At 55.9% G+C, this 25498-nt stretch carries 27 protein-coding genes; 8 read left to right on the top strand and 19 right to left on the bottom strand.

Annotated features, from left to right (window positions below; all coding sequences use genetic code 11):
• Positions 1–2 precede the first annotated feature (2 nt).
• Genes ACR0KW_RS15065 through lpdA form a run of 3 tightly spaced genes read left to right on the top strand, consistent with a single transcriptional unit; the run spans position 3 to position 3632 of the window.
• A complete protein-coding gene (locus tag ACR0KW_RS15065) occupies positions 3–1016 on the top strand; it encodes an alpha-ketoacid dehydrogenase subunit beta (protein WP_480805724.1) in 1014 nt (337 codons plus the stop codon).
• Between the two features lie 3 nt (positions 1017–1019).
• Complete coding sequence (locus ACR0KW_RS15060; protein ID WP_480805723.1) at positions 1020–2270, top strand: dihydrolipoamide acetyltransferase family protein; 1251 nt, start codon at positions 1020–1022, stop codon at positions 2268–2270.
• A complete protein-coding gene (lpdA, locus tag ACR0KW_RS15055) occupies positions 2271–3632 on the top strand; it encodes a dihydrolipoyl dehydrogenase (RefSeq protein WP_480805722.1) in 1362 nt (453 codons plus the stop codon).
• 589 nt (positions 3633–4221) lie between these two features.
• On the opposite strand, the gene ACR0KW_RS15050 is transcribed toward lpdA, so the two are convergent.
• The 4 genes from ACR0KW_RS15050 to ACR0KW_RS15035 all read right to left on the bottom strand — a co-directional run bounded on the left by ACR0KW_RS15050 (position 4222) and on the right by ACR0KW_RS15035 (position 7740).
• Positions 4222–5067: an enoyl-CoA hydratase/isomerase family protein gene (locus ACR0KW_RS15050; protein ID WP_480805721.1), complete on the bottom strand. Its 846-nt coding sequence runs from the start codon at positions 5065–5067 to the stop codon at positions 4222–4224.
• A 76-nt stretch (positions 5068–5143) separates the two neighbouring features.
• On the bottom strand, positions 5144–5932 hold the full coding sequence (locus tag ACR0KW_RS15045; RefSeq protein ID WP_480805720.1) for an SDR family NAD(P)-dependent oxidoreductase: 789 nt from the start codon (positions 5930–5932) through the stop codon (positions 5144–5146).
• Between the two features lie 12 nt (positions 5933–5944).
• Positions 5945–6910, bottom strand: coding sequence for an LLM class oxidoreductase (locus ACR0KW_RS15040; RefSeq protein WP_480805719.1), 966 nt, complete (start codon positions 6908–6910; stop codon positions 5945–5947).
• Positions 6911–7044: 134 nt separating this feature from the next.
• Entirely contained in the window at positions 7045–7740 is a 696-nt protein-coding gene (locus tag ACR0KW_RS15035; protein WP_480805718.1) for an NAD(P)H-dependent oxidoreductase, read from the bottom strand.
• A gap of 110 nt (positions 7741–7850) precedes the next feature.
• On the opposite strand from ACR0KW_RS15035, the gene ACR0KW_RS15030 reads away from it, so the two are divergent.
• Positions 7851–8765 carry a LysR family transcriptional regulator gene (locus ACR0KW_RS15030; RefSeq protein WP_480805717.1) on the top strand — a complete coding sequence of 305 codons (915 nt, stop codon included), beginning with the start codon at positions 7851–7853 and terminating at the stop codon, positions 8763–8765.
• Between the two features lie 24 nt (positions 8766–8789).
• Here ACR0KW_RS15030 and ACR0KW_RS15025 read toward each other — a convergent pair whose 3' ends face one another.
• Both ACR0KW_RS15025 and ACR0KW_RS15020 read right to left on the bottom strand, forming a co-directional pair.
• On the bottom strand, positions 8790–9008 hold the full coding sequence (locus ACR0KW_RS15025) for a hypothetical protein (protein ID WP_480805716.1): 219 nt from the start codon (positions 9006–9008) through the stop codon (positions 8790–8792).
• 70 nt (positions 9009–9078) lie between these two features.
• Positions 9079–9663, bottom strand: a complete 585-nt coding sequence (locus tag ACR0KW_RS15020; RefSeq protein ID WP_480805715.1) for a hypothetical protein — start codon at positions 9661–9663, stop codon at positions 9079–9081.
• A 163-nt stretch (positions 9664–9826) separates the two neighbouring features.
• Here ACR0KW_RS15020 and ACR0KW_RS15015 point away from each other — a divergent pair, with 163 nt between their 5' ends.
• Positions 9827–10198: a very short patch repair endonuclease gene (locus ACR0KW_RS15015; protein ID WP_480805714.1), complete on the top strand. Its 372-nt coding sequence runs from the start codon at positions 9827–9829 to the stop codon at positions 10196–10198.
• A 280-nt stretch (positions 10199–10478) separates the two neighbouring features.
• Here the strand turns inward: ACR0KW_RS15015 and ACR0KW_RS15010 are convergent, their stop codons facing one another.
• Genes ACR0KW_RS15010 through ACR0KW_RS14995 form a run of 4 tightly spaced genes read right to left on the bottom strand, consistent with a single transcriptional unit; the run spans position 10479 to position 16095 of the window.
• A complete protein-coding gene (locus tag ACR0KW_RS15010; RefSeq protein WP_480805713.1) occupies positions 10479–11936 on the bottom strand; it encodes an amidase in 1458 nt (485 codons plus the stop codon).
• Positions 11937–11952: 16 nt separating this feature from the next.
• On the bottom strand, positions 11953–14016 hold the full coding sequence (locus tag ACR0KW_RS15005) for an ABC transporter permease (RefSeq protein WP_480805712.1): 2064 nt from the start codon (positions 14014–14016) through the stop codon (positions 11953–11955).
• 4 nt (positions 14017–14020) lie between these two features.
• Complete coding sequence (locus ACR0KW_RS15000; protein ID WP_480805711.1) at positions 14021–15100, bottom strand: quaternary amine ABC transporter ATP-binding protein; 1080 nt, start codon at positions 15098–15100, stop codon at positions 14021–14023.
• 59 nt (positions 15101–15159) lie between these two features.
• Positions 15160–16095: an ABC transporter substrate-binding protein gene (locus ACR0KW_RS14995; protein ID WP_170326519.1), complete on the bottom strand. Its 936-nt coding sequence runs from the start codon at positions 16093–16095 to the stop codon at positions 15160–15162.
• A gap of 175 nt (positions 16096–16270) precedes the next feature.
• Here ACR0KW_RS14995 and betI point away from each other — a divergent pair, with 175 nt between their 5' ends.
• Positions 16271–16924 (top strand): transcriptional regulator BetI, encoded by a 654-nt coding sequence (betI, locus tag ACR0KW_RS14990; protein ID WP_480805710.1) that lies wholly within the window; start codon positions 16271–16273, stop codon positions 16922–16924.
• Positions 16925–16976: 52 nt separating this feature from the next.
• Here the strand turns inward: betI and ACR0KW_RS14985 are convergent, their stop codons facing one another.
• The gene (locus tag ACR0KW_RS14985) at positions 16977–17174 is read right to left on the bottom strand and encodes a hypothetical protein (protein WP_170330484.1); all 198 of its coding nucleotides are present in this window, start codon (positions 17172–17174) and stop codon (positions 16977–16979) included.
• 322 nt (positions 17175–17496) lie between these two features.
• On the opposite strand from ACR0KW_RS14985, the gene ACR0KW_RS14980 reads away from it, so the two are divergent.
• On the top strand, positions 17497–18699 hold the full coding sequence (locus tag ACR0KW_RS14980) for a tyrosine-type recombinase/integrase (RefSeq protein WP_480805709.1): 1203 nt from the start codon (positions 17497–17499) through the stop codon (positions 18697–18699).
• 764 nt (positions 18700–19463) lie between these two features.
• Here ACR0KW_RS14980 and ACR0KW_RS14975 read toward each other — a convergent pair.
• Together ACR0KW_RS14975 and radC are read right to left on the bottom strand one after the other, a co-directional pair.
• Positions 19464–19859: a thermonuclease family protein gene (locus tag ACR0KW_RS14975; protein WP_480805708.1), complete on the bottom strand. Its 396-nt coding sequence runs from the start codon at positions 19857–19859 to the stop codon at positions 19464–19466.
• Between the two features lie 48 nt (positions 19860–19907).
• Positions 19908–20849, bottom strand: a complete 942-nt coding sequence (gene radC / locus ACR0KW_RS14970) for a RadC family protein (RefSeq protein WP_480805707.1) — start codon at positions 20847–20849, stop codon at positions 19908–19910.
• A gap of 201 nt (positions 20850–21050) precedes the next feature.
• Here radC and ACR0KW_RS14965 point away from each other — a divergent pair, with 201 nt between their 5' ends.
• Complete coding sequence (locus tag ACR0KW_RS14965; RefSeq protein WP_480805706.1) at positions 21051–21746, top strand: hypothetical protein; 696 nt, start codon at positions 21051–21053, stop codon at positions 21744–21746.
• A gap of 250 nt (positions 21747–21996) precedes the next feature.
• On the opposite strand, the gene ACR0KW_RS14960 is transcribed toward ACR0KW_RS14965, so the two are convergent.
• The 6 genes from ACR0KW_RS14960 to ACR0KW_RS14935 form a co-directional block, all read right to left on the bottom strand.
• Entirely contained in the window at positions 21997–22404 is a 408-nt protein-coding gene (locus tag ACR0KW_RS14960; RefSeq protein ID WP_480805705.1) for a hypothetical protein, read from the bottom strand.
• A 12-nt stretch (positions 22405–22416) separates the two neighbouring features.
• Positions 22417–22938 carry a hypothetical protein gene (locus ACR0KW_RS14955; RefSeq protein ID WP_480805704.1) on the bottom strand — a complete coding sequence of 174 codons (522 nt, stop codon included), beginning with the start codon at positions 22936–22938 and terminating at the stop codon, positions 22417–22419.
• A 20-nt stretch (positions 22939–22958) separates the two neighbouring features.
• Complete coding sequence (locus ACR0KW_RS14950) at positions 22959–23276, bottom strand: hypothetical protein (RefSeq protein WP_480805703.1); 318 nt, start codon at positions 23274–23276, stop codon at positions 22959–22961.
• Between the two features lie 307 nt (positions 23277–23583).
• Entirely contained in the window at positions 23584–24066 is a 483-nt protein-coding gene (locus tag ACR0KW_RS14945) for a hypothetical protein (RefSeq protein ID WP_480805702.1), read from the bottom strand.
• Entirely contained in the window at positions 24050–25012 is a 963-nt protein-coding gene (locus ACR0KW_RS14940) for a ParB/RepB/Spo0J family partition protein (RefSeq protein ID WP_480805701.1), read from the bottom strand. Before ACR0KW_RS14940 ends, ACR0KW_RS14945 begins: the two co-directional genes overlap by 17 nt.
• On the bottom strand, positions 25009–25377 hold the full coding sequence (locus ACR0KW_RS14935; RefSeq protein ID WP_480805700.1) for a hypothetical protein: 369 nt from the start codon (positions 25375–25377) through the stop codon (positions 25009–25011). The genes ACR0KW_RS14940 and ACR0KW_RS14935 overlap by 4 nt, the downstream gene beginning before the upstream one ends.
• Positions 25378–25498 lie beyond the last annotated feature (121 nt).

The raw sequence follows: 25498 nt of genomic DNA, 5'->3' as shown, positions 1-25498 counted from the left end.
CGATGGCCCAAATGACAATGATCGAAGCCATTCGCGATGCCCATGACGTGGCCATGGCGGCCGACGACCGTGTGGTGGTGTTTGGTGAGGATGTAGGGTTCTTCGGCGGGGTTTTCCGCTGCACCGCGGGTTTGCAGGAGAAGTACGGTAAAAGCCGCTGCTTCGATGCGCCGATCAACGAAAGCGGCATCGTCGGGACAGCAATCGGTATGGCCGCCTATGGGTTGAAACCGGTGATCGAGATCCAGTTCGCCGATTATGTCTATCCTGCCTATGACCAGATCGTGAGTGAGGCCGCGCGTTTACGTCACCGCTCGAACGCCGATTTTACCTGCCCGCTTGTCATCCGTATGCCCACGGGCGGCGGAATTTTCGGCGGCCAGACTCACAGCCAGAGCCCGGAGGCGCTGTTTACCCATGTGTCTGGCCTCAAGGTGGTGATGCCTTCCAACCCCGCGGACGCCAAGGGGCTGTTGCTTGCCTCGATTGCCGACCCGGATCCGGTGATTTTCCTGGAACCCAAACGGCTTTATAACGGGCCTTTTGACGGACACCACGACAGGCCGCTGACAACCTGGAAAAAGCATGCCCAGGGCGATGTCCCCGAAGGCGATGAGCTCGTGCCTCTGGGCAAGGCAAAGATCACCCGCGAAGGGGCGGATGTGACCGTCTTGGCCTACGGGACCATGGTTTACGTGGCCGAGGCCGCCGCAAAGGAAACCGGCATTGACGCCGAGGTGATCGACCTGCGAACACTCATGCCATTGGATCTGGACACGATCACCGCCTCGGTGAAGAAAACCGGTCGCTGCGTAATCGTGCATGAAGCCACGCGCACCTGCGGCTTTGGCGCTGAGCTGCTTAGCCTCGTGCAAGAGGAATGCTTCTATCACCTCGAAGCGCCCATTATTCGGGTCACCGGTTGGGACACACCTTACCCGCATGCTCAGGAATGGCAGTATTTCCCGGGCCCAATGCGGGTGGGTGACGCCCTCAACACCGTCATGGAGGACTGAGCCATGGGCGTACATATCATCCGCCTTCCGGACATTGGCGAAGGCATCGCCGAGGCCGAGTTGACCGAATGGCAGGTCAAACCCGGAGATATCGTCAGGGAAGACGATATTCTAGCCGTTGTAATGACCGACAAGGCTGCGGTCGAAGTGCCTTCGTCCGTGGATGGCAAGGTTCTGGAACTGGGTGGCGAGATCGGCGAGTTGATGGCCGTTGGTGCTACTCTGATCCGGATTGAGGTCGACGGCGAAGGCAACGAAGGTGACGCGCCTGCTGTGGCCGAGGCGACCGATGTTGAGCCGGAACCAGAGCCAAAGGCCGAGCCCAAGCCCGAACCTGCAAAGGCACCCGAGCGGGCCGCGCCTGCCGTGGCACGCGCCCAAGGCACCAAGCCGTTGGCCTCACCCTCGGTACGTGCCCGTGCTCGTGAAGAAGGGATCGACTTGCGCCAGGTGCCGGGGTCAGGTCCGGCCTCGCGGATCAGCCACAACGATCTGGATCAGTGGATTGCCTCGGGCGGCATTCAACAGGGTCAGATCACCCGTGGCGCCAATACCGGCATCGAAGAGGTGCGCGTCATCGGCATGCGTCGCAAGATCGCCGAAAAGATGCAGCTTTCGAAACGCCAGATTCCGCATATCACCATCGTTGAAGAGGTCGAAATCGAGGCGCTCGACGCCCTGCGGGTGGCGCTGAACGATAAACACAAAGGCGACAGGCCAAAACTCACTATGCTGCCTTTCCTGATGCGCGCGATTGTTGAGGCGGTGCGCGAACAGCCCGGACTGAACGCGCGTTTCGATGACGAGGCCGGCGTCATCCATCGCCATGGTGGAGTGCATGTGGGTATCGCCACCCAGACGCCAAACGGGTTGAACGTACCGGTTATCCGCCACGCAGAAGCGGGTAGCCTGTGGGACAATGCCGCTGAGTTGACCCGTCTGGCCGAGGCCGCCCGTGACGGCACGATCAAGCGCGAGGAATTGCAGGGTGGCACCATCACCATTACCTCGCTCGGCCCCTTGGGCGCGCTGGCCACCACGCCAATCATCAACCACCCCGAAGTGGCTATTGTCGGCGTCAACAAAATGCAGATCCGCCCGGTTTGGGATGGTCAGCAGTTCCAGCCGCGCAAGATGATGAACATCTCGTGCAGCTTCGATCACCGGGTGGTCGACGGCTGGGATGCGGCGGTCTTCGTGCAGAAACTGAAATCCTTGCTGGAAACCCCGGCCATGCTGTTTGTGGAGGGCTGAATGTCGGACCTGAAATGTAAGTTGCTGATCATCGGCTCTGGTCCCGGCGGCTATGTTTGCGCCATTCGTGCGGGGCAGTTGGGCATCGACACGATCGTAGTGGACGAGGCCAAGCCCGGCGGCACCTGTCTGAATGTGGGCTGTATCCCTTCCAAGGCGCTAATCCACGCAGCCGACGAGTTTCACCGGATCACAGCGGTCAATGACGGCCCGCTGGGCATCACCGCCCCGGCCCCGAAAATTGACCTCGCCAAGACTGTTGCCTGGAAAGACAGTATTGTCAAACGGCTGAATACCGGTGTCTCGGGTCTGATGAAAAAGGCAGGCGTCAGGTTCGTGTCGGGCGGTGCCCGGTTTCTGGATGGAAAGACCGTGTTGGTCAGCGATACTGATGGCGAGAGCCGTGAAATTACTGCTGAATACATCGTCATCGCATCGGGTTCGGCCCCGGTCGAACTCCCCTTCCTGCCATTTGGCGGTGATATCCTGTCTTCGACCGAAGCTCTGGCACTGGGTGACGTGCCTGAAAGCCTTGCCGTTGTCGGCGGCGGCTATATAGGGCTGGAATTGGGCACGGCCTTTGCCAAACTGGGCACCAAGGTCACGGTGGTCGAGGCCGAATCCCGCATCCTGCCCACCTATGACAAAGAGCTGACTGCACCGGTGGCGAAACGTCTGTCGGCTCTGAACGTCACGGTCATGACCGGCACCAAGGCGCAGGGTTATTCCGAAGGTGTTTTGGCCACGGATCAGGGCAATGTTGTCGCTGACAAGGTACTGGTGACCGTCGGCCGCCGCCCGCGCACCCATGGCATCGGAGTTGAGGAACTGTCGCTCACAATGGACGGACCGTTCATCCAGATCGACGAAACCTGTCAGAGCTCGATGCGCGGTATCTACGCAATCGGTGACGTCACAGGCGAACCCATGCTCGCCCATCACGCCATGGCACAGGGCGAAATGGTAGCCGAACATATTGCTGGCCACGCCGTCGAGTGGGACAAACGCGCGATCCCTGCAGTCTGTTTCACCGACCCCGAGATCGTTACCTGCGGCGCCCTGCCCGGCGAAATTGATGGCACAAAAGCCAGCGATTTTCCGTTGGCTGCCAATGGTCGGGCCATGACATGCGAACGAGAAGATGGATTTGTCCGCGTAGTCTGGCGCGAAAGCGACCATGCTGTGGTGGGCATTCAGGCTGTCGGCGCGCAGATGTCGGAACTCTCGGCGGCCTTCTCGCTGGCTATCGAAATGGGCGCCTGTCTTGAGGACATCGGCGCAACCATCCACGCCCACCCGACACAGTCTGAAAGCTTGCAGGAAGCTTGTCTGAAGGCTCTGGGCCAAGCCCTGCATATCTGAAGTTCAGGTTGAAGCTCGATCAGCCCTGCATCGGTTGGGCTGGTCTATTCTATGGAAACCGAAACAGGCATTCCTTGACTCGGCGCCGAGGTCTTGCTGAGTGAGTGACTTGGGTTTTGTGGACGCTATAGGATTTGAGATTTCAACCATTCTGCGCCGTCCTTGCGTGGTTGAAGGGTGGCTTTGCAAGCGGTTTTCGGAAATAGCGAAGCGAGGGTCAGGTAATGCGCAACAATATTGACAGCTAACTACACATTGAGCGCACGGTTTCTGCGCATAACTGACGTTGGATTACATCCCGGAAATGCGAATGACCAATAGACTTTTTGAACGTCTGCTTAATACGATACCAGTATTGAGCCCTAACGAATGCAGAGAATGTCCAGGCTCGGCACATAGCGATGGCTCACTGGATGAAAAAAGAGCAGAATAGCTGTCTTTTCGCTGACTAGGTTACGAAAACCTCCGTATAGAAAGTTCACTCGCGTTGTCGCTTGCGACTTGCGCCACTGTTTGCGAGCGTAAGTTTGGGCAAGACGACCGGTCACCCGAAATAAAGATAACCGGTCAAGCGACGCAAAAGTGGAAACTACTTGTTCTCCTGCACCTTCATGACAAGCTCATTCCAATTGCGCTGGTTCTGGATCTCATGCTCCAAACCCTGTTCGTCGGCGATTGTGAACCGCTTGATCGCAGGTGTTTTACTGGTCGCTTGATAAAGCCAATAGGCTTCTGCCTTGAGTGCGTCAGCAATGGGTTTATCGGTAGATTCATAGACCATTTGTTTGCATGCATTGATAGAGTCGGCTGGGAACTGAGCGATGCGTTTCGCCAGATCGTCAACGTAGGGGCCGATCTCATCAGGTTCCAGCGCCTTGTTGATTGTCCCCATTCGCTCGGCGTCATCCGCATCATAGTCCCGCGCGCTCAAGATGATTTCAAGCGCACGGCCAAGGCCTGTCTGACGCGCCATACGAGACGCTCCGCCACCGCAGGGCAGGATACCCATGCCGACTTCCATCTGCATGAACTTGAATTTACCGCGCGCCGCGAAGCGCATGTCCAAAGCTAGCGCAAGTTCATGCCCGCCACCGCGTGCGAAGCCCTCAAGCTTGGCAATCGTTGCCTGAGGCACCTTACTGATACGCTCGCAAACTGATTGCAGGTCCAGCAACTGGGCGTCTTCGCGAGAAACTGCCTCGGTCGACATATCCTTGAGCAGTTCAGTATCGTAATGGCACACCCAAATCTCTGGATTTGCGGACTGGAAAACAACTACCTTGGTGTCCCGGTCCCGTTCCAGCCGCATGGCAAGGCTGTTGAGGTCGGCCAACATTTCCTGGCCTTGCACGTTCACCGTTCCGAAGTTGAAGGTCACTTTGGCGATCGCGTTTTCGACCTGCACGTCGAACGTTTGGAAGTTCTCATATTTCATCGAACAATCCTTTCTTGGCCTTCTGCATTAATAACGCGAAGGGTAGGGTTAGACGGTAGTGGATTAGGTTTGTGGCCTAGCGTAACTGGCGAGTTATGGTTCGAATTATTGTCATTACATCCTTCGCAAGCTCAGCGTTCAGAGCGGCAGGGTGCGGGTCGGAAAACGCGCCACTGTCATTGTCGAAATAGCGGCCCGACGCAGTTGAAAACTCTTCGCTCAGTGCTGCATCAATCAGGATATCTGCACCGATGTTGAGATCATTGCCCTCAACCCCAAAGCCATCCTTAACCATCTTTGAGGCGAGCAATGAGCCCGGGTTTACAGCAATCAATGTCGGTCCATTGGCCAACTCCCTGGCCCACTCACGGGTCCAGATCGTAATTGCCAGCTTGCTTTGCGCATATGCTTCCATATCAGACAGGTGCTCTTTACCCTGCATTGCGGCAATATTTACCGGCGCTTGTGCTGCCGATGAAAGGTTCACGACACGGCCGGATTTGGGCATGATGGGTAACAGCAGTTCAGTCAGCAGATAAGGCGAAAACGTGTTGACGACAAAGCGGACATCGAACCCGTTTTCGAGCACCGGCTGCGGAGCTTTCAAAACACCCGCGTTGTTAATCAATACATCCAATGTCTCGTGTTTGGCGCGAATGTTTGCGGCAAGCGCGACAACTGCTGACATTTGAGAGAGATCAGCGCTGTATGTCTCTGTTTCGCCTCCCGCGTCTCTTCGGGCGGCCTCCAGCTTTGCGGGGTTGCGGCCGTGCAGAAGTACCCGATGGCCGTCCGCCGCAAGTTTTTTGGCAGTGAGCAGTCCGATGCCGTCGGTCGCACCTGTAACAAGAATGGTTTTGACCATGAGATTATTCCTTTAGGAAAAGTCGGGCAGGAGGTCGTCCGCCAGACGTATGAGAGTTCTTTCGATGGACTTCTGGTTGAATCTCAGGTTCAGGGCGACGTGGTTGATCCCCAAGGCCTCAATCTCGCTGAGATAGCGACGCAGGAAGTTCGCACCGGATTGGAACCCCAGATGGATCGGGCGCGGCGGGGCGTCAGGGTCCTCGCGCAGATCAACATAGAGAGATTGCATTACCGGTTTGTTCGGCTGCCCCATCGCTGCAAGCCTGCCCCGGTATTCCGCCACGATCCGCGCCTGTGAAGCAACATCCCTGGGATAGGTCATCCAGCCGTCTCCGTTTCGGGCAATCCAATCCGGGGATTTTTGGCTGCCTCCGGTGATCAACAGAGGTAAACGCCCGCCCGCGGGTTTCGGCAAAAGATCAATGCCACCGGACAGATTGCCGTGACTGCTTTCATGCTTTGGATAGGAGGTCCCAACCGCGCGGATATAGTTTACACTATCGCTAAACCGTTCTCCGCGATCCGGATAGGTTTGATTTAAGGCCGGATATTCCTCGGGTCGATCTCCTGACGCCACGCCCAACAACAGACGCCCGCCAGACAAAACATCTGCCGAGGCCGCAGCTTTGGCGACGTGTGCCGGATGACGCAGTGGCAAAACGATGCTTGCCGATCCAAGCGCTATTTGTTGCGTCACGGCCGCCAGAACACCCAGATAGACGAAAGGGTCATATATCTGTCCAGCATCGCCAAAGCTTGGCACGTTGAAGGGCACGTCGCGAAGCCATAGCGCCGAGAATCCCAAACGCTCGGCCAGTTGAGCCGCTTCAAGGTGGTCTTTCATAGTCGGTTCGGAGCCAACCGCGTAGGCTTCCAACGGCAAAACCAGCCCTATGCTCAACCGATTTGGTCGAAACACTTGATTGAAGGCCTTGTTGATGGGTTCAAATGCCGGGTTTTGACTTTTGTCTAACATAATTGCTCCTCGCTCAATAACGCACCAAAATACGGATCTCGATGCTTTTGCGGGGGTTGTGACTTTCGGGTCCTCGGCCAAATCTAGCGCGCTATGCGCGACTGAAAGTAGCCTTTGCGTTTTTTGCGAGGGATTCAGAACCAGCTCACTGTTTCAGCCATCGAACGACGGGTTTTGGGGAATTGAGGATCGCTGGCCCGATGTCCAAACGCGAACATGACCGCTGGCTTCCACTTGGTCGTATCCACACCGAAATGCTCGGACAGCACCTCGGTGGTCAGTTCCATATCGAACCCTTCGATCGGACAGGAGTCGATCCCCATCAAGGCAGCCGCTGTCATCATGTTGGCGAGGACTATATAGGCCTGCTTGCCGGACCAATCCGCAATTTCACGCTCGGATGTGACGCGATGGTCTGTTGATTGGAATTTTCCGTAGGCGCCATTGAACAGCTCGATTACATCATCAGGCAATTGCTTCACCGAGCGATAGTGTTCCTGCAGATAATCCGAGCCCGCAGTCATCATTTCTGCCGTGCTGGCCAGGATGATACCAAAATGGCTCGCGGTGCCCAATTGACCCGTGCTTCCATTCATCATTCCGTTCGCGCCCCAGGAAAACTCACGAAAGTGCTCGCGCATCTCAGGCGACTGGATGATCAGGACTTTGAACGGCTCGTGCCCAAAGGAAGTTGGAGACAGGCGCCCGGCCTCAAGAATGGTTTCGAATTCGGAATCGCTGATCTTCTTCTCGGGATCAAAGATCTTGGTCGCGTGCCGAAAATTGAAGGCTTCGAGGATCTGTGACTGGACGTTAGGACGAACGGGCATTTGTGACTCCTTTTGGTGTGTTTCTCGTTTAGCCTGAAATAGCACTTGCTAAAAACGATAAAACTGGGGAAAATGAGTTTCAGTTTTCGTGTTTTGCATATAATTGAATAATGGATACTCAAGCCCTTCGTCTTTTCGTGCTTGCCGCGGACAAGTTGAACATCTCGGCCGCGGGACGTGAACTGGGGTTGGTCCCGGCTGTATCCAGTGCACGGCTTGCCAAACTGGAGCACCAACTGGGCGTTGAGCTTCTTCATCGCTCCACGCGCAAAGTTTCCCTGTCACTGGAAGGTGCCGAGTTCCTACCCTATGCGCGTGAGATTTTGGCGCAGGAAGAAGCTGCAATGGCGGCTTTGGGGCAAGGTGCGGCGCAAGCGACCGGCACCCTACGCTTTACCGCACCCAGCACTTTTGCCCAGCTATACATCGCGCCGATCCTTGCGAAGTTTCAGGATCAACAGCCGGGGGTTACGCTGGATTTGCGCCTGTCGGATACGCAGTTCGACCTGATCGAAGGTAGCTATGATCTTGCATTGCGGAACGCGCCGCTGGCCGACACCAGCCTCAAGGGAAGAAAGCTGGCGGATGACAGACGCATCTTATGCGCCGCACCTCACTATCTGGACGAGCATGGCGTACCGGAAACCCCGGACGATCTGACAAACCACAAACTCATCGCATTTCGCCATATCCGCGCGCGCGCACTGAAGTCCGCGGGTGGCGCCACCGCGACGTTCGATCCGGGGGCAACCAAATGTCCGCTGATTATGGATGATGGCCTCAGCCAAAAGCTCGCAACCGTCGCTGGTGCCGGTATCTCGATGAATTCGCTATGGAGCGTCCACGAAGAGCTTGCATCGGGCAAACTGAGGCTTGTCCTCCCCAATTATGAAGCCGCAGAAGAGAGCGTTTTATGGCTCATCTACCCGAAATCAAACGTGCTGTCGCCCAAGGTTCGCGTATTCATGGATTTCCTGATTGCCGAAATTGCAATGCAACCGCCATGGGAAAAACCATTGGCTTAGGCTCCGCTAACAACGCCAAGGCAGCTATTCGACGGCGCTAACTGAGGCGTAGAGTGCACGAAATCGCATCAACCGCTCGGTCATTGACGCCATATCAGCGGGCTCAAACCTATCCGTCGTTGGCTTTTGCAACGCGAGATCAACTCTATCCAATGCACCGTCACCAAAGGCTGCCAGCCGGGCCGCGCCATAGGCCGGACCGGTGTCCGCCCCTTCCGAACGCACAATAGGTTTGTCGGTCACAGTTGCGATCAGACTCAGCAGCAGATCAGATTCGCTGCCCCCCCGATGGCGGCCAATTCCGCCAAACTGTCTATGGCGTCGCCGAAACTCTGCGCTGCATCAGCAAAGCAAAAAGCAATAGCCTCCGATATGGAACGACAGATGTCCGCGCGTGTTGTCGAATCTTCCAGTCCAAAAAACAGGCCCGAATTTGTGGACCCCCGAGGGGGCTGCGATCGCCAGCCAGATAGGGCAGGAAAATCGGCACGCGATCACCGCTTACCGTTTCGGCAAGCGCAACAACTTCGGCGGCAGACAGTCCCAGCTGATCACCTATCCTAGAAATTGGCCTCGCACCGTTCTGCATCGCCGCCATTTGATACCAACTGTCCGGTAGCATGTGCGCAAATGCATGTACATAGCGGTCAGGGTTTGGCTTGTAATTGCGATCCGTCGCGAACAATTGGCCAGAGGTCCCCAGGCAGATAAAGCTACGACCCGGTTCGGTTTTTTCAACTGATCCACGCCCATTCCGTATTCGCCGGCGGTAATAGGTCTGTTCCACAACGCCAATCTGCCTGATCGCATCGAGACGGGACAAGCCTTGCCCCATCAGAACTTGAACCGGCCGCAACTTGGAGACAATCACTTCGGGCTTCGATCGTTTGCTCGCCATTCTCAGCCCTCCGCTTCCTAAACATAACCGTGGACCAGTTTTGTTCAGGAGGCTCATTAGCGCCCTCTGGATACCCATTGGGAGCTCACGTCAACCAACTTCCAGGCGAGTTTCCACTAATACAAGTGAAGGGCACAAATGGTATTTTAGGAGTTGTCAATGGATGAAGAGTGATGGAGGGGTCACCTTGGTAGACAGGGTAAAACCTGAAGCTCGCTCCGACATTATGCGAAAAGTTCAGAGAAAAAACACAAAGCCGGAACTCGCCTTACGCAAAGCTCTTCACAAAAAGGGGTCTCGTTTTCGGCTGCATCCCCAGAGATATCCGGGCTCGCCGAACATTGTACTACCAAAGTGGAAGACCGTCCTATTAGCCAATGAGTGTTACTGGCACTGCCACCCTGGGCGCCCAAAAGCCACCACCCCTTCCAGCAACGTCCAATTCTGGGCGAAGAAATTCCGCCAGAATGTGGGAAGAGATGCGTGCAACCTTCACAACCCACAAGAAGCTGGATGGAGAGTGGGTGCCGTGTGAGAGTGAGCCATCGAGCGAGAGCCAACGCCCAACCTCGTTGAACACCTCGCCGAGCTCATCGCAAATGGAGAGCCAAGCCATATGGCTTTAGTGTGATGACAGTTTCACCGTCTAAGACCATTTACCGGGGCGGAGGTTGGAATCCTCTCACTCCGACCAATGTTCTCAGAGAAAATGGAGCTATCTGTGGTGGCTAGGTTACTTGTTGTCGTCAGTCCTTACAGTTCCGTCGGCCGCTTGGTTGTGCTCTTTGGTCAGTGTCTACTTTGCCGGATGGATGCTAAATCATCGGGCGCGCTTTGGGGTTCTTGAACCATCCTCCGACTTGCGCTTCGTAAGCCAGCGCGGCGCGGAAGACGGTCGGGTCGTCGAATGTTCGGCCGACAATCTGAAGACCTGTCGGAACCCTTGTCGTTGCAAAGCCGCTGGGGACGGCAATGACCGGGCAATGGTGCAGCATGTTGAAATGATGCGTCAGAATCCAGCCGTATTCCGGATCGACCTGAGCACCGTCAATTTCGAAATCTCCCGCGGTTGCATCGTGGTCAGCCGCAACCGCGGGTATCGTTGTGGTCGGACAAAGGAACAGGTCGAACCGCTCCATCAACGCACCGAAGAATTGATACATGTCGTGCTGGGTTTCCCAGGATCGGGACACATCGTCCAGCGTTGTGGCCTCGACACCTTTTGCTGCGGCCAGCGTGTAATCGTTCAGTTGATCGGCGTGAGTCTTTGCCGCCCAGGACGCCTGCCTGAGATAGTGCATCGTGTTGTACCAATGGGTCGCCGCCGCGTCGCAGGCACGGGTCCAGGGGACATCGACCTCAGTGATTTCGGCACCCAGCGCGCGAAAGTGCTCCAGCGCGGCAAGAGTATTGCGGCGCACCTCAGGGTCGACGGGACAGTAGCCAAGGTCCATCGAAAAGGCGATTTTGACGCCGTCCAGCCTGCCGGCTTCGCGCGGCAGGACGACAGTTTCCCGCAGGCTGTCATGGTCGCGCGGATGCGCGCCCGACACCACGTCCTGCACCAGAGCCAGATCCGCAATCGAGCGGGCCAGCGGACCACAATGATTGTAGCGGTCAAAATTGGCAGTCGGACCGTCCGGGTTTCGCCCGTGGGGCGGCTTGAACCCCACCACGCCGCAACAGCTGGCCGGAATTCGGATTGATCCGCCGATATCGGTGCCGGTTGCGATCGGTGCAAAACCTGCCGCCAGCCCTGCCCCGGACCCGCCCGACGATCCGCCAGTGCCATAGTCGGGGTTGAACGGGTTGACCGTATTGCCCCACGCGAGGCTGCGGCAGACGCCCGAGATGCAAAACTCAGGCACCGTCGTTCGGGCCAGAATGATCGCCCCAGCATCCTGCAGGCGTTCGATCATCGGGTCCGACATCTCGTCCGGTGCAGCATCCATGTGCAGCAGTGATCCGTGCGTCGTGCGCTTGCCTTTGACCCGTTGTGCATCTTTGACCAGTACCGGAACGCCCAACAACGCGCCTTTGGCCGAGCCATCCTCATAAGCCGCGTCGGCTGCGAGAGCCTGTTGCCGCGCCTCGTCGAAATAGGTGTCGGTCAGAGCGTTGACCACCGGATTGACCTGCTCGATCCGTTCGATCAATGCCTGCAGCAGGGCGCTGGGTTTCAGTCGGCCCATGCGAAACGCCGCAAGCGCTTCGGTCGCTGACATATAGCACAGGTCGAGGTCGACGGTTGGTTCGGGCGCTGCGGTTTCCATGCGGCTTACCTTGTTGTCAGACTGCGTTGTCCAATTTCACGCCAAGGCGCGCCTGGATCTGCTGGCTGAACCCTTGTGTGATGCGGTCGGCAATCATGGCGATGATGGCCATGCCGATCCCTGCGGTCATGCCAACCCCGAAATCACCGTCGCCCAGGCCGATATAGATCTGCTGTCCCAGATCATCCGTGCCCACCAGCGCGGTAATTACCAGCATCGAAATGCCGAACATGATCGTCTGGTTCAGCCCCAGCATGATCGACGGTACCGCCAGCGGCAGCTTTACTTGCCACAGCAACTGACGAGGCGTTGTACCGATGGCCGTCGCTGCCTCGATCACGTCATGGGGCAGGTTGCGCAAACCGTGCTCGGTGTAGCGGATCGCGGGAACGATGGCATAGACGATGATGGCCAGCAGCGCGGTAAATTCTCCGATTTTGAACACCATCACAAAGGGGATGAGGATCACGAACAGCGGCATTGTTTGCAGCGTGTCGATCACCGGCCGCACAATGCGCGATACGGTATCATTCTCGGATGCCCAGATGCCGATGGCGCTGCCAAACAGGAAGGACAGCAGCACCCCGACCCCACAAAGGTAAAGCGAGATGACCGAAGGTTCCCATATCCCGGTCAGCAAAAGGAAGGCGACCCCGGCCAGCGCCCAAAGGGCGAGGTTCGTGCCACCGGCCTGCCAGGCCAAAGCGATGATGATTGCGCACAGCGCGATCCAGGCCAGACCGGTTAGGCCCGAATACAGGACCAGAGCAAACAGGATCACCCAGAGTGCTGGCAGTATCCGTCCTTTGAAGGCCAAATAGCCCGCTACCGCCGCAACGATCAGTGCATATCCAACAGTCACAGCCGGGGTCATGGCAAAGCCCCAGGTAAACGGGCTGACGGCCTTTACCAAGCCAATCTTGATAGGCAGCATTAGGTAGAACAGCGCCGCCCGCTTGATTGCTTCAAGCACGGTTCGAAACTCGACGAAGACCCATTCCAGACCTGCGTTCATGGCCGGGGCCGGGTTCAGAACCCATGCCTCGGGCCAGTCCTTGAGCGGCGAAAATACCAGAGCCAGCAGCCAAGCCGCGCCAAACAGAACGGCGCAGGTTATCCAGCCTGTCGCTTTGCGTTGCGTCGAATTAGACTGTACCGCAAATCCCCATGTGATCCGGTCCAGGACCATCGCCATCAGCGCGATCACGATCCCGGCCAGCAGGCTTTCTCCGAACTGAGCCTTGCGCATGGTCGACAGCACTTCCCAACCGATATCGTTGGTGCCGCCGATGATCGAGGCGATGATGACCATCGACAGGGACGCCATAGTGGTCTGGTTCACCCCCAGCAGAACTTGCCGCTGCGCCGTTGGCACCCGCACGCGCCAGAACAGTTGCGACGGGGTGGCGCCGCTCATCAGGCCGGACTCGATCACCTCATCCGGGACACCGCGCAGACCGACGATGGTGTTGCGCACCATCGGCGGGAAGGCAAACAGAATCGAAGCGACCAGACCCACCGTTGTGCCAAAACCGAACAGCAGTAGGATCGGCAGCAGGTAGGCAAACGCAGGCACAGTCTGCATCAGATCGAGGATCGGCATGATGATCCGATAGGCACGCTCGGACATGAAGCCCCATGTTCCCAGCGCAAAGCCCAAGGCAACAGCCATCGGGATTGACACACAGACCAGGGCGAAAGAGTTCATCGACTGGGTCCAGAACCCGAATGTGACCATGTAGAGCAGGCTGGCCGCGGTGAAGACCGCCAACCCTTTGCCTCCGGCGCGCAAGGCCAGAAAGACCCACAGCACAAACCAGGCCGCCCAGGGCACCGCGTGCAGAACCGTCTTGGCCAGCAGGATTGGCCAGTCCAACAGCCAGGAAATGGCCTTGAAGAACCACCCGAACGTAACAACAAACCACCGCATCGCGGTGTTCATCGGATCGGTCACCGGCAGGACCAGAGCGTCGGGAAATGTCACCAGCGGCCCGAGGTTTTTTGCGAAAACAACGCAAATCGCCACCAGAACCGTGACCGCAAGCCAGACCACCAGCGATCTGTTCGAAGCTGCATCCATGACGTCAGTCCTTGACCGCAGAGGCGTCCGAGACACCGCTGGCCAAAGCGGCGATTACGTTCTGGCTGGTCATGTGCACCAGCGCGTTGTCGTCCCGACGCACAGCAACGCCGGTGTCGTGCGAGGCCAGATATGGCAGCAGGTCGGCCACGTTGGTCGAGGCCGGAACTTCTTTGATCCCGGCAGGCGGCGAGTTGTCCGAGGCCACATCGCCTGCAGTCAGGATCAACTCCCACGGGACGTCATTAGTGAACTCGCGGACGTAGTCATCAACCGGGTTCAGGATTAGATCCACCGGACGGCCGATCTGGACAACCGCGCCATCCTTCATGATCGCCATCCGGTCGGCGATGCGCAGTGCCTCAAGGAAATCATGAGTGATAAAGACGATGGATTTGTGCAGTTCTTGCTGCAGCCGCAGGAATTCGTCCTGCATTTGGCGGCGGATCAGCGGGTCCAGCGCGCTGAAGGGTTCATCGAGGAACCAGACCTCGGGCTCCACCGCCAGCGACCGGGCAATACCGACACGCTGTTGCTGTCCACCGGACAATTGGCTGGGGAAACTACCTTCCCGCCCTTCCAGGCCCACCAGCGAGATCACCCGCTCGGCCCGCTCCAGACGTTCCTTGTCGTCCAGCCCCTGCAGTTTCAGCGGAAAGGCCACGTTCTCCAGAACATTCAGATGCGGCATCAGGCCAAAGCTCTGGAACACCATCCCCATCTTGTGGCGGCGAATGTCGATCAGCTCTTTCGAGGACACTTTCAGAAGGTCCTCACCATCCAGCAGGATCTCTCCGGCGGTGGGTTCGACCAGACGGGACAGGCAGCGCACGATGGTGGATTTGCCCGAGCCCGACAGGCCCATAATCACGAAGATCTCTCCCGGCATGACGTCAAAACTGACATCGGTCGAGGCGACGATACCGCCGCCGTCCCGAATGCGTTGCGCAAGCGCTTTGGCCTCATCGGGCCCCTGCCCGGCGACGTCGACGTTGCTCAGATGCTGATCCGCCCCCTTGCCGTAGAGCTTCCAGACATGTTTGCAGGACAGTTTCGGGGTGGTGGTCGGGGAAGATGTGGTCATTTCGGCAGCCTTGAAAATGGTGGAGCACGCAAATGGCGCTCCACCGGAGTCAGTGGTGTTTATTGCTTGGCGGCTTCAACCCAAGGCTGCCAGACGTCCTGGTTTGCACCCATCCACTCGGCCACAACCTCTTTCACTTCGCGCCCGTTCTGGTCCACTTCCAGGATCAGAGCGTTCTGCACGTCGTTGGTCAGGCTCATCAGCTCGACCATCTTCATCGCATCCGGATAGGTCGAGGCGAAATCCTTAGCGACGATCTTGTCGACAGTCGCCTGCTGGAAGCCACAGGCCTCACCGCGTTTCTGGCTGGTCTCATCGCAGGTACCGTGTGGCGTGTCCCATTCGACCCATTCAACCTCGGTATCCGCAAACACCCAATGCGGCTGCCACATCATCATCAGAATCGGCTGTTGGGCGGCAACGGCGCTTTTAAGCTCGGCCAGCATCGCGCCTTCCGAACCACCGGGCACTGGTTTGAACGGCAGGTCGATCAGTTCAACCAGATCGGCCGAACGGGTTCCCCAGTCCGCCGGATAGGTGATCAGACGGCCATCGGGGAAGGTGTCCGCAGCGGCAAAGGCCTGCGCGCAGTCATACAGCGCCTCATAAGCAGGCAGACCGGGGCACAGATCGGCCATGTACGGCGGATAAATCCAGCCTTCCTGCGGCTCGAGCCCCAGTCCGCCGACAACGATGATATCCCCGGCTTCAACGGCCTTGGGATAGATATCGCCCACGTTGTTGGTCCACAGCTCGGGCTGATAATGCAGGCTGCCTTCGGCAATCGCGGCCAGCTGCGGCACCGCACCGGCGGTGACATATTCGACTTCGTGGCCCAGCTCTTCGAACAGCGCGCCGGCGAAATGGGCCGAGATGTGCTGGCCAGTCCATTCGTTGACGGCAATCTTGATCGGTTCGGCCAGAGCCGCGCCCGTTGTTAACATAAGCGTGGCAGAGGCCAGCAAAGCGGGCCTCAGTTTACGTGAGAAATTCATGGTTAACCTCCGTTGGTGCGTTGGCCGTTTTCGACCTTTAGTGTCCGTTTCGAAAAAATAGTACGATTGCAGGTAATTTGGTGCATCGGACCGTTTTTTGTCAACAGTGTTTGTTTTTTGCCTTCCCGAATGATACTTTCGCATGCATTACGCTGAGCATGAAAGCGATCCTAACATGAGAAAGCAGACCATCAAGAACATGCGTCGCAAGCAATTGACCGAGGCGGCGTTTGAAATTCTCAAAACTCATGGAATTGCAGGGACGACCTTTGACAAGGTCGCCAAAGAGGCGGGATTGTCCAAAGGTGTCGTCCAACACTACTTCCCCGGCAAAGAGGCTTTGTTCGAGGCCGTTTTGCGCGAATCCAATGCCGAGGCCCGCCGCTGTGTGACTGCGTTGTTCGCGCATAGTGCCACACCGGCTGAACGGCTTTACGCGATTATTTACGGCAATTTCGCCCCGACGCTTTTTCAGCACGAAATCTGCAACGCCTGGGTTTGCCTGTGCGCAGAGGTGCCGCAAAACGCCCGGTATTTACGCATACAAAACGTCATCCACTCCCGAATGCGCAGCAACCTGATGAGCGCCCTGCGCCATATGGTCGAACCGGCCTTCGTCGAACAGATCGCTTTCAACCTGACAGCACTGATCGACGGGATCTGGATGCGGGCGGCCTTGCAGGCACAGCCGATGTCCTCGACCGAAGCCCTTTCTCATATGGAATTTGCCTTGAGCCAGTTATTCCACGATACGGCTGTCGACAGAACAGGCCTACAGACCGCGCGTGAAAAGATCGCGCAAGTCAGCGGAATCCTGTTCAAAATATGAGGAAAACCCTGTCGGGGCGCCCGAGACGCAAGAATCTGGGTCTTCAGAACGCTTAGCTTGGCCGCACCGCGACAAGAACGACGTCAAGCTCATCCTCAAGGGCCTGCAACTTTTTCAGATCATCTTGCGGCAGGTTGGCCGTTTCGGCGTCAACAGCGGCCAGCGCGACAACTGGACGTCCGATTTCCTGTTCAAGCGCCCGAACTGCGTTGAGTTTGTCGGCCTCAAGCGTTGCAAGTGGATAAAGCATGGCAATCTCCTGTCTACTGATGCTTGGAGTATAGCCGATTTTTTCGTTTTTGGAGCATTGTTTAACTGCGCGTCACTTACCCGCAAACACGGAAACCAAGTGCGTGACAAGCTGCGGGCCAAAACTGGCCACAAGGAAATCCAATCAGTTCTTCAATGAGTGAATGGTGCGGGTGGAGCGCACTAGCCACCTGTTTTCTGCTGTCATTTACTATTTACTAGCGCTTTGTTTTTCGGGCACTTTGAAAAGAAATTGTCCCCTTCCGTCCGCTGCCATCCGATTGAAGCGACGCTCAAAGTGGGGGCCAGAGTGGGGGCCAGATATGGCAAGGAGCAAGCTGACAGCCATCGAAGTCAAAAAAGGCGATGGCAAATTATTTGACGGCGCGGGGCTGTATCTTCTCAAACGAGGGCCGGACAAAGGGCGCTGGATATACCGCTTCAAGTTCCAGGGTAAGAGCCGCGAGATGGGCTTGGGTCCATATCCCTCCACTTCCCTTGCTGACGCCAGAGCGGCGCGTGACGAATGGGCTGCTGTTCTCCAATCCGGCGAAGATCCTATCGCGGTTCGGGACCGCCAAGCAGAGGAGGAGCGCCTCAATTCAACCCGCATGGACCCGATCTTCTCTGAGGCCGCAGACATTGCTTTTGAAGCAAAGAAGTCTGGCTTGCGGCAGGATGGTGCGTCAGGGCGATGGATGAGCCCGATCACTCTCTACATGAAGCCCAAAATCGGACACCTGAGAATGTCCCAGATTCATCAGGCAGACATACACGCTGCCCTGATGCCCATATGGCGCTCCAAGCACCCCACAGCAGAGAAAGCACTGCAGAGAACCAAGATCATTTTCCAGCACATGCGATTCTCTGGCGTAGAGTGTGACCCGTTTGTCGTGGACATGGCAAAGCACATGCTTGGGGAAGTCAGGCATCAAGCGGTGAAAACGCCCGCGTCTGATTGGCGTGACATCCCGAGGATCTATCAGGCGCTGAACCGGACAGACTCATCTCACCTCTGCCTGCGCTTCAAGATTCTGACGGTTGTTCGTTCCGCCGGTGTCCGTGGCGCTCGATTTGATGAGATAGATGATGACGTGTGGACGGTGCCAGCAGAGCGCATGAAGGGCAAAGAAGGGGAGGTACAAGACTTCCGTGTCCCTCTGTCCTCAGCGGCGCTGGAAATCGTTCGGACCGCAGAAGAATGGCGGCGCGGGTCGTTCCTGTTCCCCGGCGGTAGAGCCGTGAGCGGAATTTCTGAGGTGTCGATAAACAAGGTGTTCAAAAAAATTGACCCAACCGGAACACCACACGGGCTCAGAACCAGCTTCAGGACATGGGTGCAGGAAGCCACTGATTTTCAGTATGACGTGGCCGAAACCGCGTTGGCTCATATCGTTGGGGGAAAGGTGGAGCGCAGCTATGCCCGGTCTGACTTCCTCGACCGACGCCGTGTCCTGATGCAAAAGTGGGCGGACTACGTTACCGGGACCGAGGCTAAGGTGGTTCCGATACGCGGGGCTGGCTAGGCGCTCAATACCTCACCGAATCTTGCTCTGGCCACGCTGGCAAATTCACAGGCGCTGGCACTTCGTGGCGTTCCAGCCATTCCTTGATGGCGGCCCAATGGTCCTGCGGCTTTGCGGTGAAGGTCAGCGATCTTTATCTCAAGCTGCCGCCACCACTGGATCTTGAGTTTCAGCCCGTGGCGTTTCGCCCAGGCACGCAATGCGGTCTGCCAGTTATCGACCCGGCAGGCCTCAAGTTCCTAGTGGAGATCAAACGGGATTCGGATGGCCATGTCATGCCTCAGATATGAGGCACACAAGGGGAAGCGGCAAGCGCTCCTATGCGTGAAACTCACTGGCAAATGAACAGATGAGTTTCATCTTGCTTAAAAGCATCGGTTCCCCATTTTAGGGAGGTCGATTGGTAACGCGACTCTTTACCGGCTAATGCGCAAGTCTCTCGGGCCTTTGCGACGATTTCCGCAGGTGGGAAGCTTGCATTTCCGGCAACATAAACCTCTACGGAATGCCCATTAAAACCCGTCACAATTGGTTCGGATTGACGTTCAGTACAGGCTCCAAGCACTAATGCCGAAACCGCAACCAAATATACACTTCTCAAAATATGCGTCCTATTGTTGATCTAGCCTTGCCAGCAGCGCGCGTTCTATTTCCATATCACGCTGCAACACCGCGCGACGTTCTTCGTCCGTACAGGCGGCAAGTTCAACCTCAATCTTTGCCATATAGCGCTCATAGGATTGGCAAATAGCTGGCTTCATATCTCACCTACAATACCTAGCCCGCTGCAGCCGAGATTTGGCCGCTGGGGTCTCCAAATGCCTGTACCGGCCACCGGAGTACCTAGCGCAATCCAAAGCGTGCCCAGCGGCGATAACGGCCGCTCCTACGTCTTCACCATCGGCGTAGCACACCCCCACCCAGCGGTCATAAGTGCGCTCACCGTTCAGTTCACAGGAGATGGATTTTCCCCGGAGGTAGTTCACCATCCAGCGCTTTGCATCCTGACCGGATCGTGTGTCCAACTCGGGGGCATCGATGCCGTTCAGGCGAACAGGTGTGCCATCAACAACGATGGTGTCAGCGTCTCGGACATGAAGGGAGCCAGCAGCGGCAGAGGTGGCCAGAAAAAGGGTAGCGGCGGCAACAAGGTACTTCATCAAACAGGGAAACTCTCAAATAGAAGGGCTCGCTATTGAGGTATGCGGCTAAACTCTCGTTAGCAACCCATGAGAGCTGAAGGAGTATTCCTCCTTCTTCCCAATGATCACGTGGTCATGGATCAGAATGCCCATGGTGTTGCAGGCATCCTGAATACGTTCGGTCATGAGTATGTCCGAGTTGCTAGGGGTCGGATCACCTGACGGGTGATTGTGAACCAGGATCAGCGAGCTCGCGTTCAGCTCCAGTGCCCGTTTGACAACCTCGCGAGGATACACTGGCACGTGGTCAACCGTCCCCTTGGATTGTTCCTCGTCAGCAATCAGAACATTCTTACGGTCGAGATACAAAACGCGGAACTGCTCAATTTCACGATGGGCCATTGCAGTACGGCAGTAGGTCACCAGGGCTTCCCATGACGACACAACATCCCGCTTCATCACTTGGGCTTGCGCCATCCGGTGCCCGAAGGCTTCGACAACCCGAAGATGGTAGTAGACCCAGTCGTTTGCCCCTTCCACCTTCAGTATCCGATGCTTGGAGGCCGCAATGACTCCATTCAGGTCACCGAACTCCGCCAGAAGCCGTTTGGCCAGCGGTTTGACGTCTATCCTCGGAATTGCGTTGAACAGAAGGAGTTCCAGCAGTTCATATTCGGGCATCGGGTCATGACCGCCTTTCAGGAACCGTTGCCGCAATCGCTCACGGTGGCCCCAATAGTGCGGGCGTTTTGCCCCGTCATCGCCCTTGACCAAGCCGCCCCCTGCTGCGTTCTTTGGCGACAGTCGGTCTCGGTAAACATAACCGGGCGCGTGAGCCGGTTCGGTGATTGCCTCAGGTGGTGGCGTTCGTGCTTCCAGATCCTTAAGCCCTTGCATCGCGTCCTCTGAAAAGCCGTTCTGCCCGTCGTATTTGACCAACTTGCCGAACCTCTTTTTGTCCCGGCCTATTACCTCTTTCAGTTGGTCCAATATCTGACTTTTCATCATCGCACCCATCGCGTTCCTGTGCCGAACGACAATGACGGCGGCTTGGTTAATAGACGGTAAACGACGTCTCCCTATTGTTGAGCTTCGAATGTCTGTTTTGAGCCCAAAGTAACAATCTGAACCTGAGGGTTTTCCAAGTTGTGAGGAACACTCGATAGTCTATAGATGCACACACAGAGACTGCTTTCGATTGGAGCGAAAATGGGCTTAAAATGTGTGAGAGCCGGGGTATCAATAAGGGTAGCAATTTCCTGCTTTATTCTTCTGATAGCTTTACCCGCTGCATCGAAAGACGGCTTCGATCCTCAGGACTATTTTGTAAAACCAGATGAAGCCGATATGCCAGATTTGGCAAACCGTTGGTGGCAGTGGTTTTATAGTATTCCGAAGATACAGAACCCGAGACTTGATCCCACCGGAATACACTGTGCTGCTATGCAATCAGGAGAAGTCTGGTTTCTTGCCGATGCCGAACCCGGCGAACTCATTGAACGGAAGTGTCAGGTACCTTTTGGGAGAAGCCTTTTCTTTACAGTCATAAACAACATCGGTTGGACGCCTCCCGGTGTTAAACAGAGTTGTGACGAGGCTAAGGAGGGGGTAGATTTTGAGCCAGTTTCGAGTGACGTTATCGAAGTCAAACTAAACGGGAAGCCATTTCCACATCCTGCATTGCATCTTGTTGGATCGTCAGATTGCTTTGATATTCTTGCCCGAATTCCCAGTGAGTACAATCCGCCAAGTTATTATCCATCCGCAACTGATGGCTATTGGTTCATGCTTAAACCTCTTCCGGTCGGCACCTACGACTTGTCAATTTTGGCTATTTCAAAATGGGACGGCGGTCAAAATACTCTTCAAAACGTGCGTTATTTGATCGAGGTTGTACCAGAATAGGTTTTAACAGCGACAGGAAAACCTGAAAGTCAGCTTTGTCCGCATAGCGGACGTCGCCTCCTTATTGTTGACCGTTTGCCCTACGTTCTGCACGTTGATCCAGCTTGCGATTCACCCACCACGTTAGCACCTTGCCGATCAAGTTTCCGATGAAAACGCAGAAAACTAAGAGCAATAAAAGTTCCATCAGATCCCGCCCTTATTGTGAGCTTGGCACCCGCAAGAGCTGCCTGCTCCTTATTGTGAACTTTTAAAACAGCAGGGCATAACCGAGAATTAGATATCCAAGCGTTAGCAACGCACTGGCGCTTTTCGCAAGAAAACCAACAACCGGGTGGGCCAACGGCAATATCTCAACATCCTCAAAATCAGTCTTGTCATCCAACGCGTCGTACAACATGACCGCACGTTGAGCCTGCATTGCTGTTGATATCACTAAGTAATTCAAAACCATGGATAGGATAAGGAAAATCGACGCCCAGTAAATTCCTGCATCTGAAAAGTCATCCGCATATATAGCCTGACCAAATGAAAACACCACAATCGGGGCACCTGCCACAGTGATCTCGAACTTTAAGTGGGAAATCATTGCTGCAGTTAGTTCTTTTGGCGATCTCCTGTACCACAGAGGCGGAGTTTCCTCAGGCATTTTTTGCATTTTAAATTACTCCTATTTGTCGTCTACAGTTTTGGCTCGCCGATCCGCAGCCATTTGCAACAATTCCAGAACTCTATTGTGGATTGCATTGGCGACCCTCAGAGGCTCATCAATTTCCTCGTTGGTGACGGGTTCCTTGAGCATTCTATACAGATTTCTCCTAGGTCGCTCACGCCAATGCCCCAGCAATCGAATATCGCCGTTGAGATCTGAAATTAGCGCTCCATGAATAATCCGATTACGGATAGGAAGACCTTCCCTCACCTCACCAACAATCCTCGCTAGTAGGTTGATCTCCGCGCTCGGCAACTTTCCTTTAGTTTTTTTTGCGTGTCTCTCAAGCTTCTTAAGAAGACTAGAAATCTCCAAGCGTAGACTCATCAAGTGGTCTGCCTGATCAGTATCGTTTTCACGAACTTGCTGCTCATCAATATAGTAAAGCCACAGCGCGTGCTCTATGTGCGCACAAATTTGCGCGTAGCACCCGACTTTGTATATCAAGTCTTTCGGCAACTTGGATTCTATCAAAAGCACCTTTCGGCCCCTCGAAAGAGCTACTGCATCAACGGTAGTGCAGCGCTGAACAATCCAAATCCTGTAATTGCCGCCCCGAGAAACGCGACCGCATCAACTGTCTTACTACGCCTCCACTCGTCCCTCCAAACATTTCCACCGAGTTCTGGATCGCGAACCCGGTAGACTGCTATTTTGCCAGCAACGCCGACAATAAAACCACCGATCACAACGAATAGGATTGAGGCTGACAATGGCTCCTTGGCTAGCTGATCAATGCCAACCATGGTGACAATTGATGTTCCGCAAACTGCCAAGACGTAGTCTGGCCATGACTTCAATTTAATGTTTTTGAACAATTTGCTTTCCTATTTCGTTTTTCTTGCGGCTAAACCGGTCGCTTTAATCACCTGGTCCCGAACCCAGTGGTCCGGCACTTTTGCCCCAACAAGCTCTCGCACCCGATCAACGACAGCGCTACGCTTCATTTCAGGTGTGCGCCACAATGACACAATGGTTTGGACCTGCTGGCTTGTTCGAACCCGAAAAAAGAAAAAGCCCGGCCACATGGGCCGGGCGGGTAAAAGTCGGACGTCATTAAACCTGCTCCGGGTTCTTGCGGCTGTTTGAAACCGTTCCGGAGGGCTGCCGTGTGGCACTAGTTGCTCATGACGCCTGCCCTCCGTCCGAGTTTTCAAGCGTGTAAGCCTGGTAACACTGGCCGAATGTCCAATCAGGGTTCTTGCGCCAGAACGGAGCCATCAGCCGTCCCGCCTGTTTCCACTCACGCAACGACGCCGTGTCATCCTTGATCTGTTTCTGGCGTATCTCAATTGCGCGCCTGAACTCGACTTCTGTCAGCGATGAAGTCAGACGAATAGAACTGGCTTCTATATCGATCGCGACCGCGCCATCGATCTGAAACGGCAATTCCGCTTGAGACGATGATAGCTTTTCAATCGCCTCGCGCCCGATTCTTTTTGCGGCGGCGTGCATCTTCCGGGCAAGTTCAGCGATTCCGCACGTGGCCTGCATTTCATCGTCAAGTTCCCACCATAAGTCAGACGCAGCCTGCCGGGAACAGAACCCGTCGGATGATTTCAAGGCTTCGGTAACTGTTTTGTTCACGAGGTCACTTAGTTGCGTCATTTTCCAAACCCCTCAGTTCCCAGCGATCGACAAACTCGGCCAACCATTTGGCCGCGACCCGAAATTCTGACACGTCGGTGGTTCGGTACATGGCGGGCGGAGTGCGTCGAACCACGTAGTCTGGTGACGGCAGCCCAGCCAATTCCTCTGCCACCTCGACAACAGTCCCAAAGAGAGAGCGATCCTCAACCGTTCCGACATCGGCCGCGATGTTTCTCCTCTGGTCGGATGTCAACGGCTTGGCCGGGGGTAGTGAATCCACTTCCTCGGAAAGCCTCTTCGCTGCGTCCAAGTGTTCGGCTGCCTTGCGGAGCTTTCGCATTTCACTGGCTATCGCCGGGCTTTCTGGTTCTTGAAGACCGGCCGAAACAGTGTGCGTTTCAGGCTCAGATTCCTGGGCTGTCATTGGGGCCGGTTGAGTAACTTCTTGCTTCGCTTGGCCGATATTGGCCGTGTTTTGCGTGTAGGTCGTGCCGCCTCGGATGACGGTGCGTTCAGAGTTATCTGCCTTTTGTGGGCAGATAGAAGCCCTGAGATTGTCAACGAACGAAGCTGACACCTTGCATTGTCTTGCGATTTCGCGATTGGACCACTTTGCCCATTCTTGGTCTTTTAGTAGCCGCTCAACTGCCCGACGCTTGTCTTCATTCGTGCGCCGATAGCCGTGATCAGAATTGGCCGCTACCGAGTACAAGATCGCGTCGCGCCGAGTTCCTTTGTGAACCGTGACTTTGATCTGGCGCTGTTGGGTCTTACTGGCAGCAGCGACGCGGTGATACCCATCCGCAAGCCAGTATTCCTTGCCATCGTGAAACACGTCGACTGGCGGGAAGTCAGCGCCTTTCAGCATGCCTTCAGCGTACTCAGCGACAACATCGCGGGACAACTCGGCACGGGGCTGCATCGCCCCGTCCCTCTTGATCTGGCTGATGTTCAGCATTGTCATACAGCAAACTCCCCTTCCAGTGCCTCGACATTGGCAATCAAACTGTCAGTGAAGCACCTGTCCGTGGTTCTGTTTCCATCGGGCTCACCCAAATCGAAGCCTTCAGCGACCGCAAACTTGAGACTTGCCAACAGCCCAGCCACCGTTGTCACCGGTGTTTCGATTAGTGCGTGCTCCAATTCGTAAAGACGCGCCCAGAGCGGGTCATCTTCATCAAGCGATGTGCCGTTGATCCGGTCGCGTACCGTGACCCACTCCCGAAACAAGACAGGGTGCGGATCGGCAGTTTTGGGAAGCACCTGCATGGCCCCTGCCCCGGTCAGCGCGACCGCGCTTGCGGTGACAAATACTCTCCGGTCCATCATGCAGCCCTCCGCTCAAAGACGACGTTGCAAGGACGAGCAATCGGAGCCCGGTTGATGTTTGCTGTTTCTTGGAATTTCACTCGAAAGTTGAAAGCTCCAACTTTGGGTGGTATGTTCATCG

This window comes from Ruegeria sp. CG11, assembly GCF_056537245.1.
This window is presented reverse-complemented; position numbering and strand designations above follow the sequence as displayed.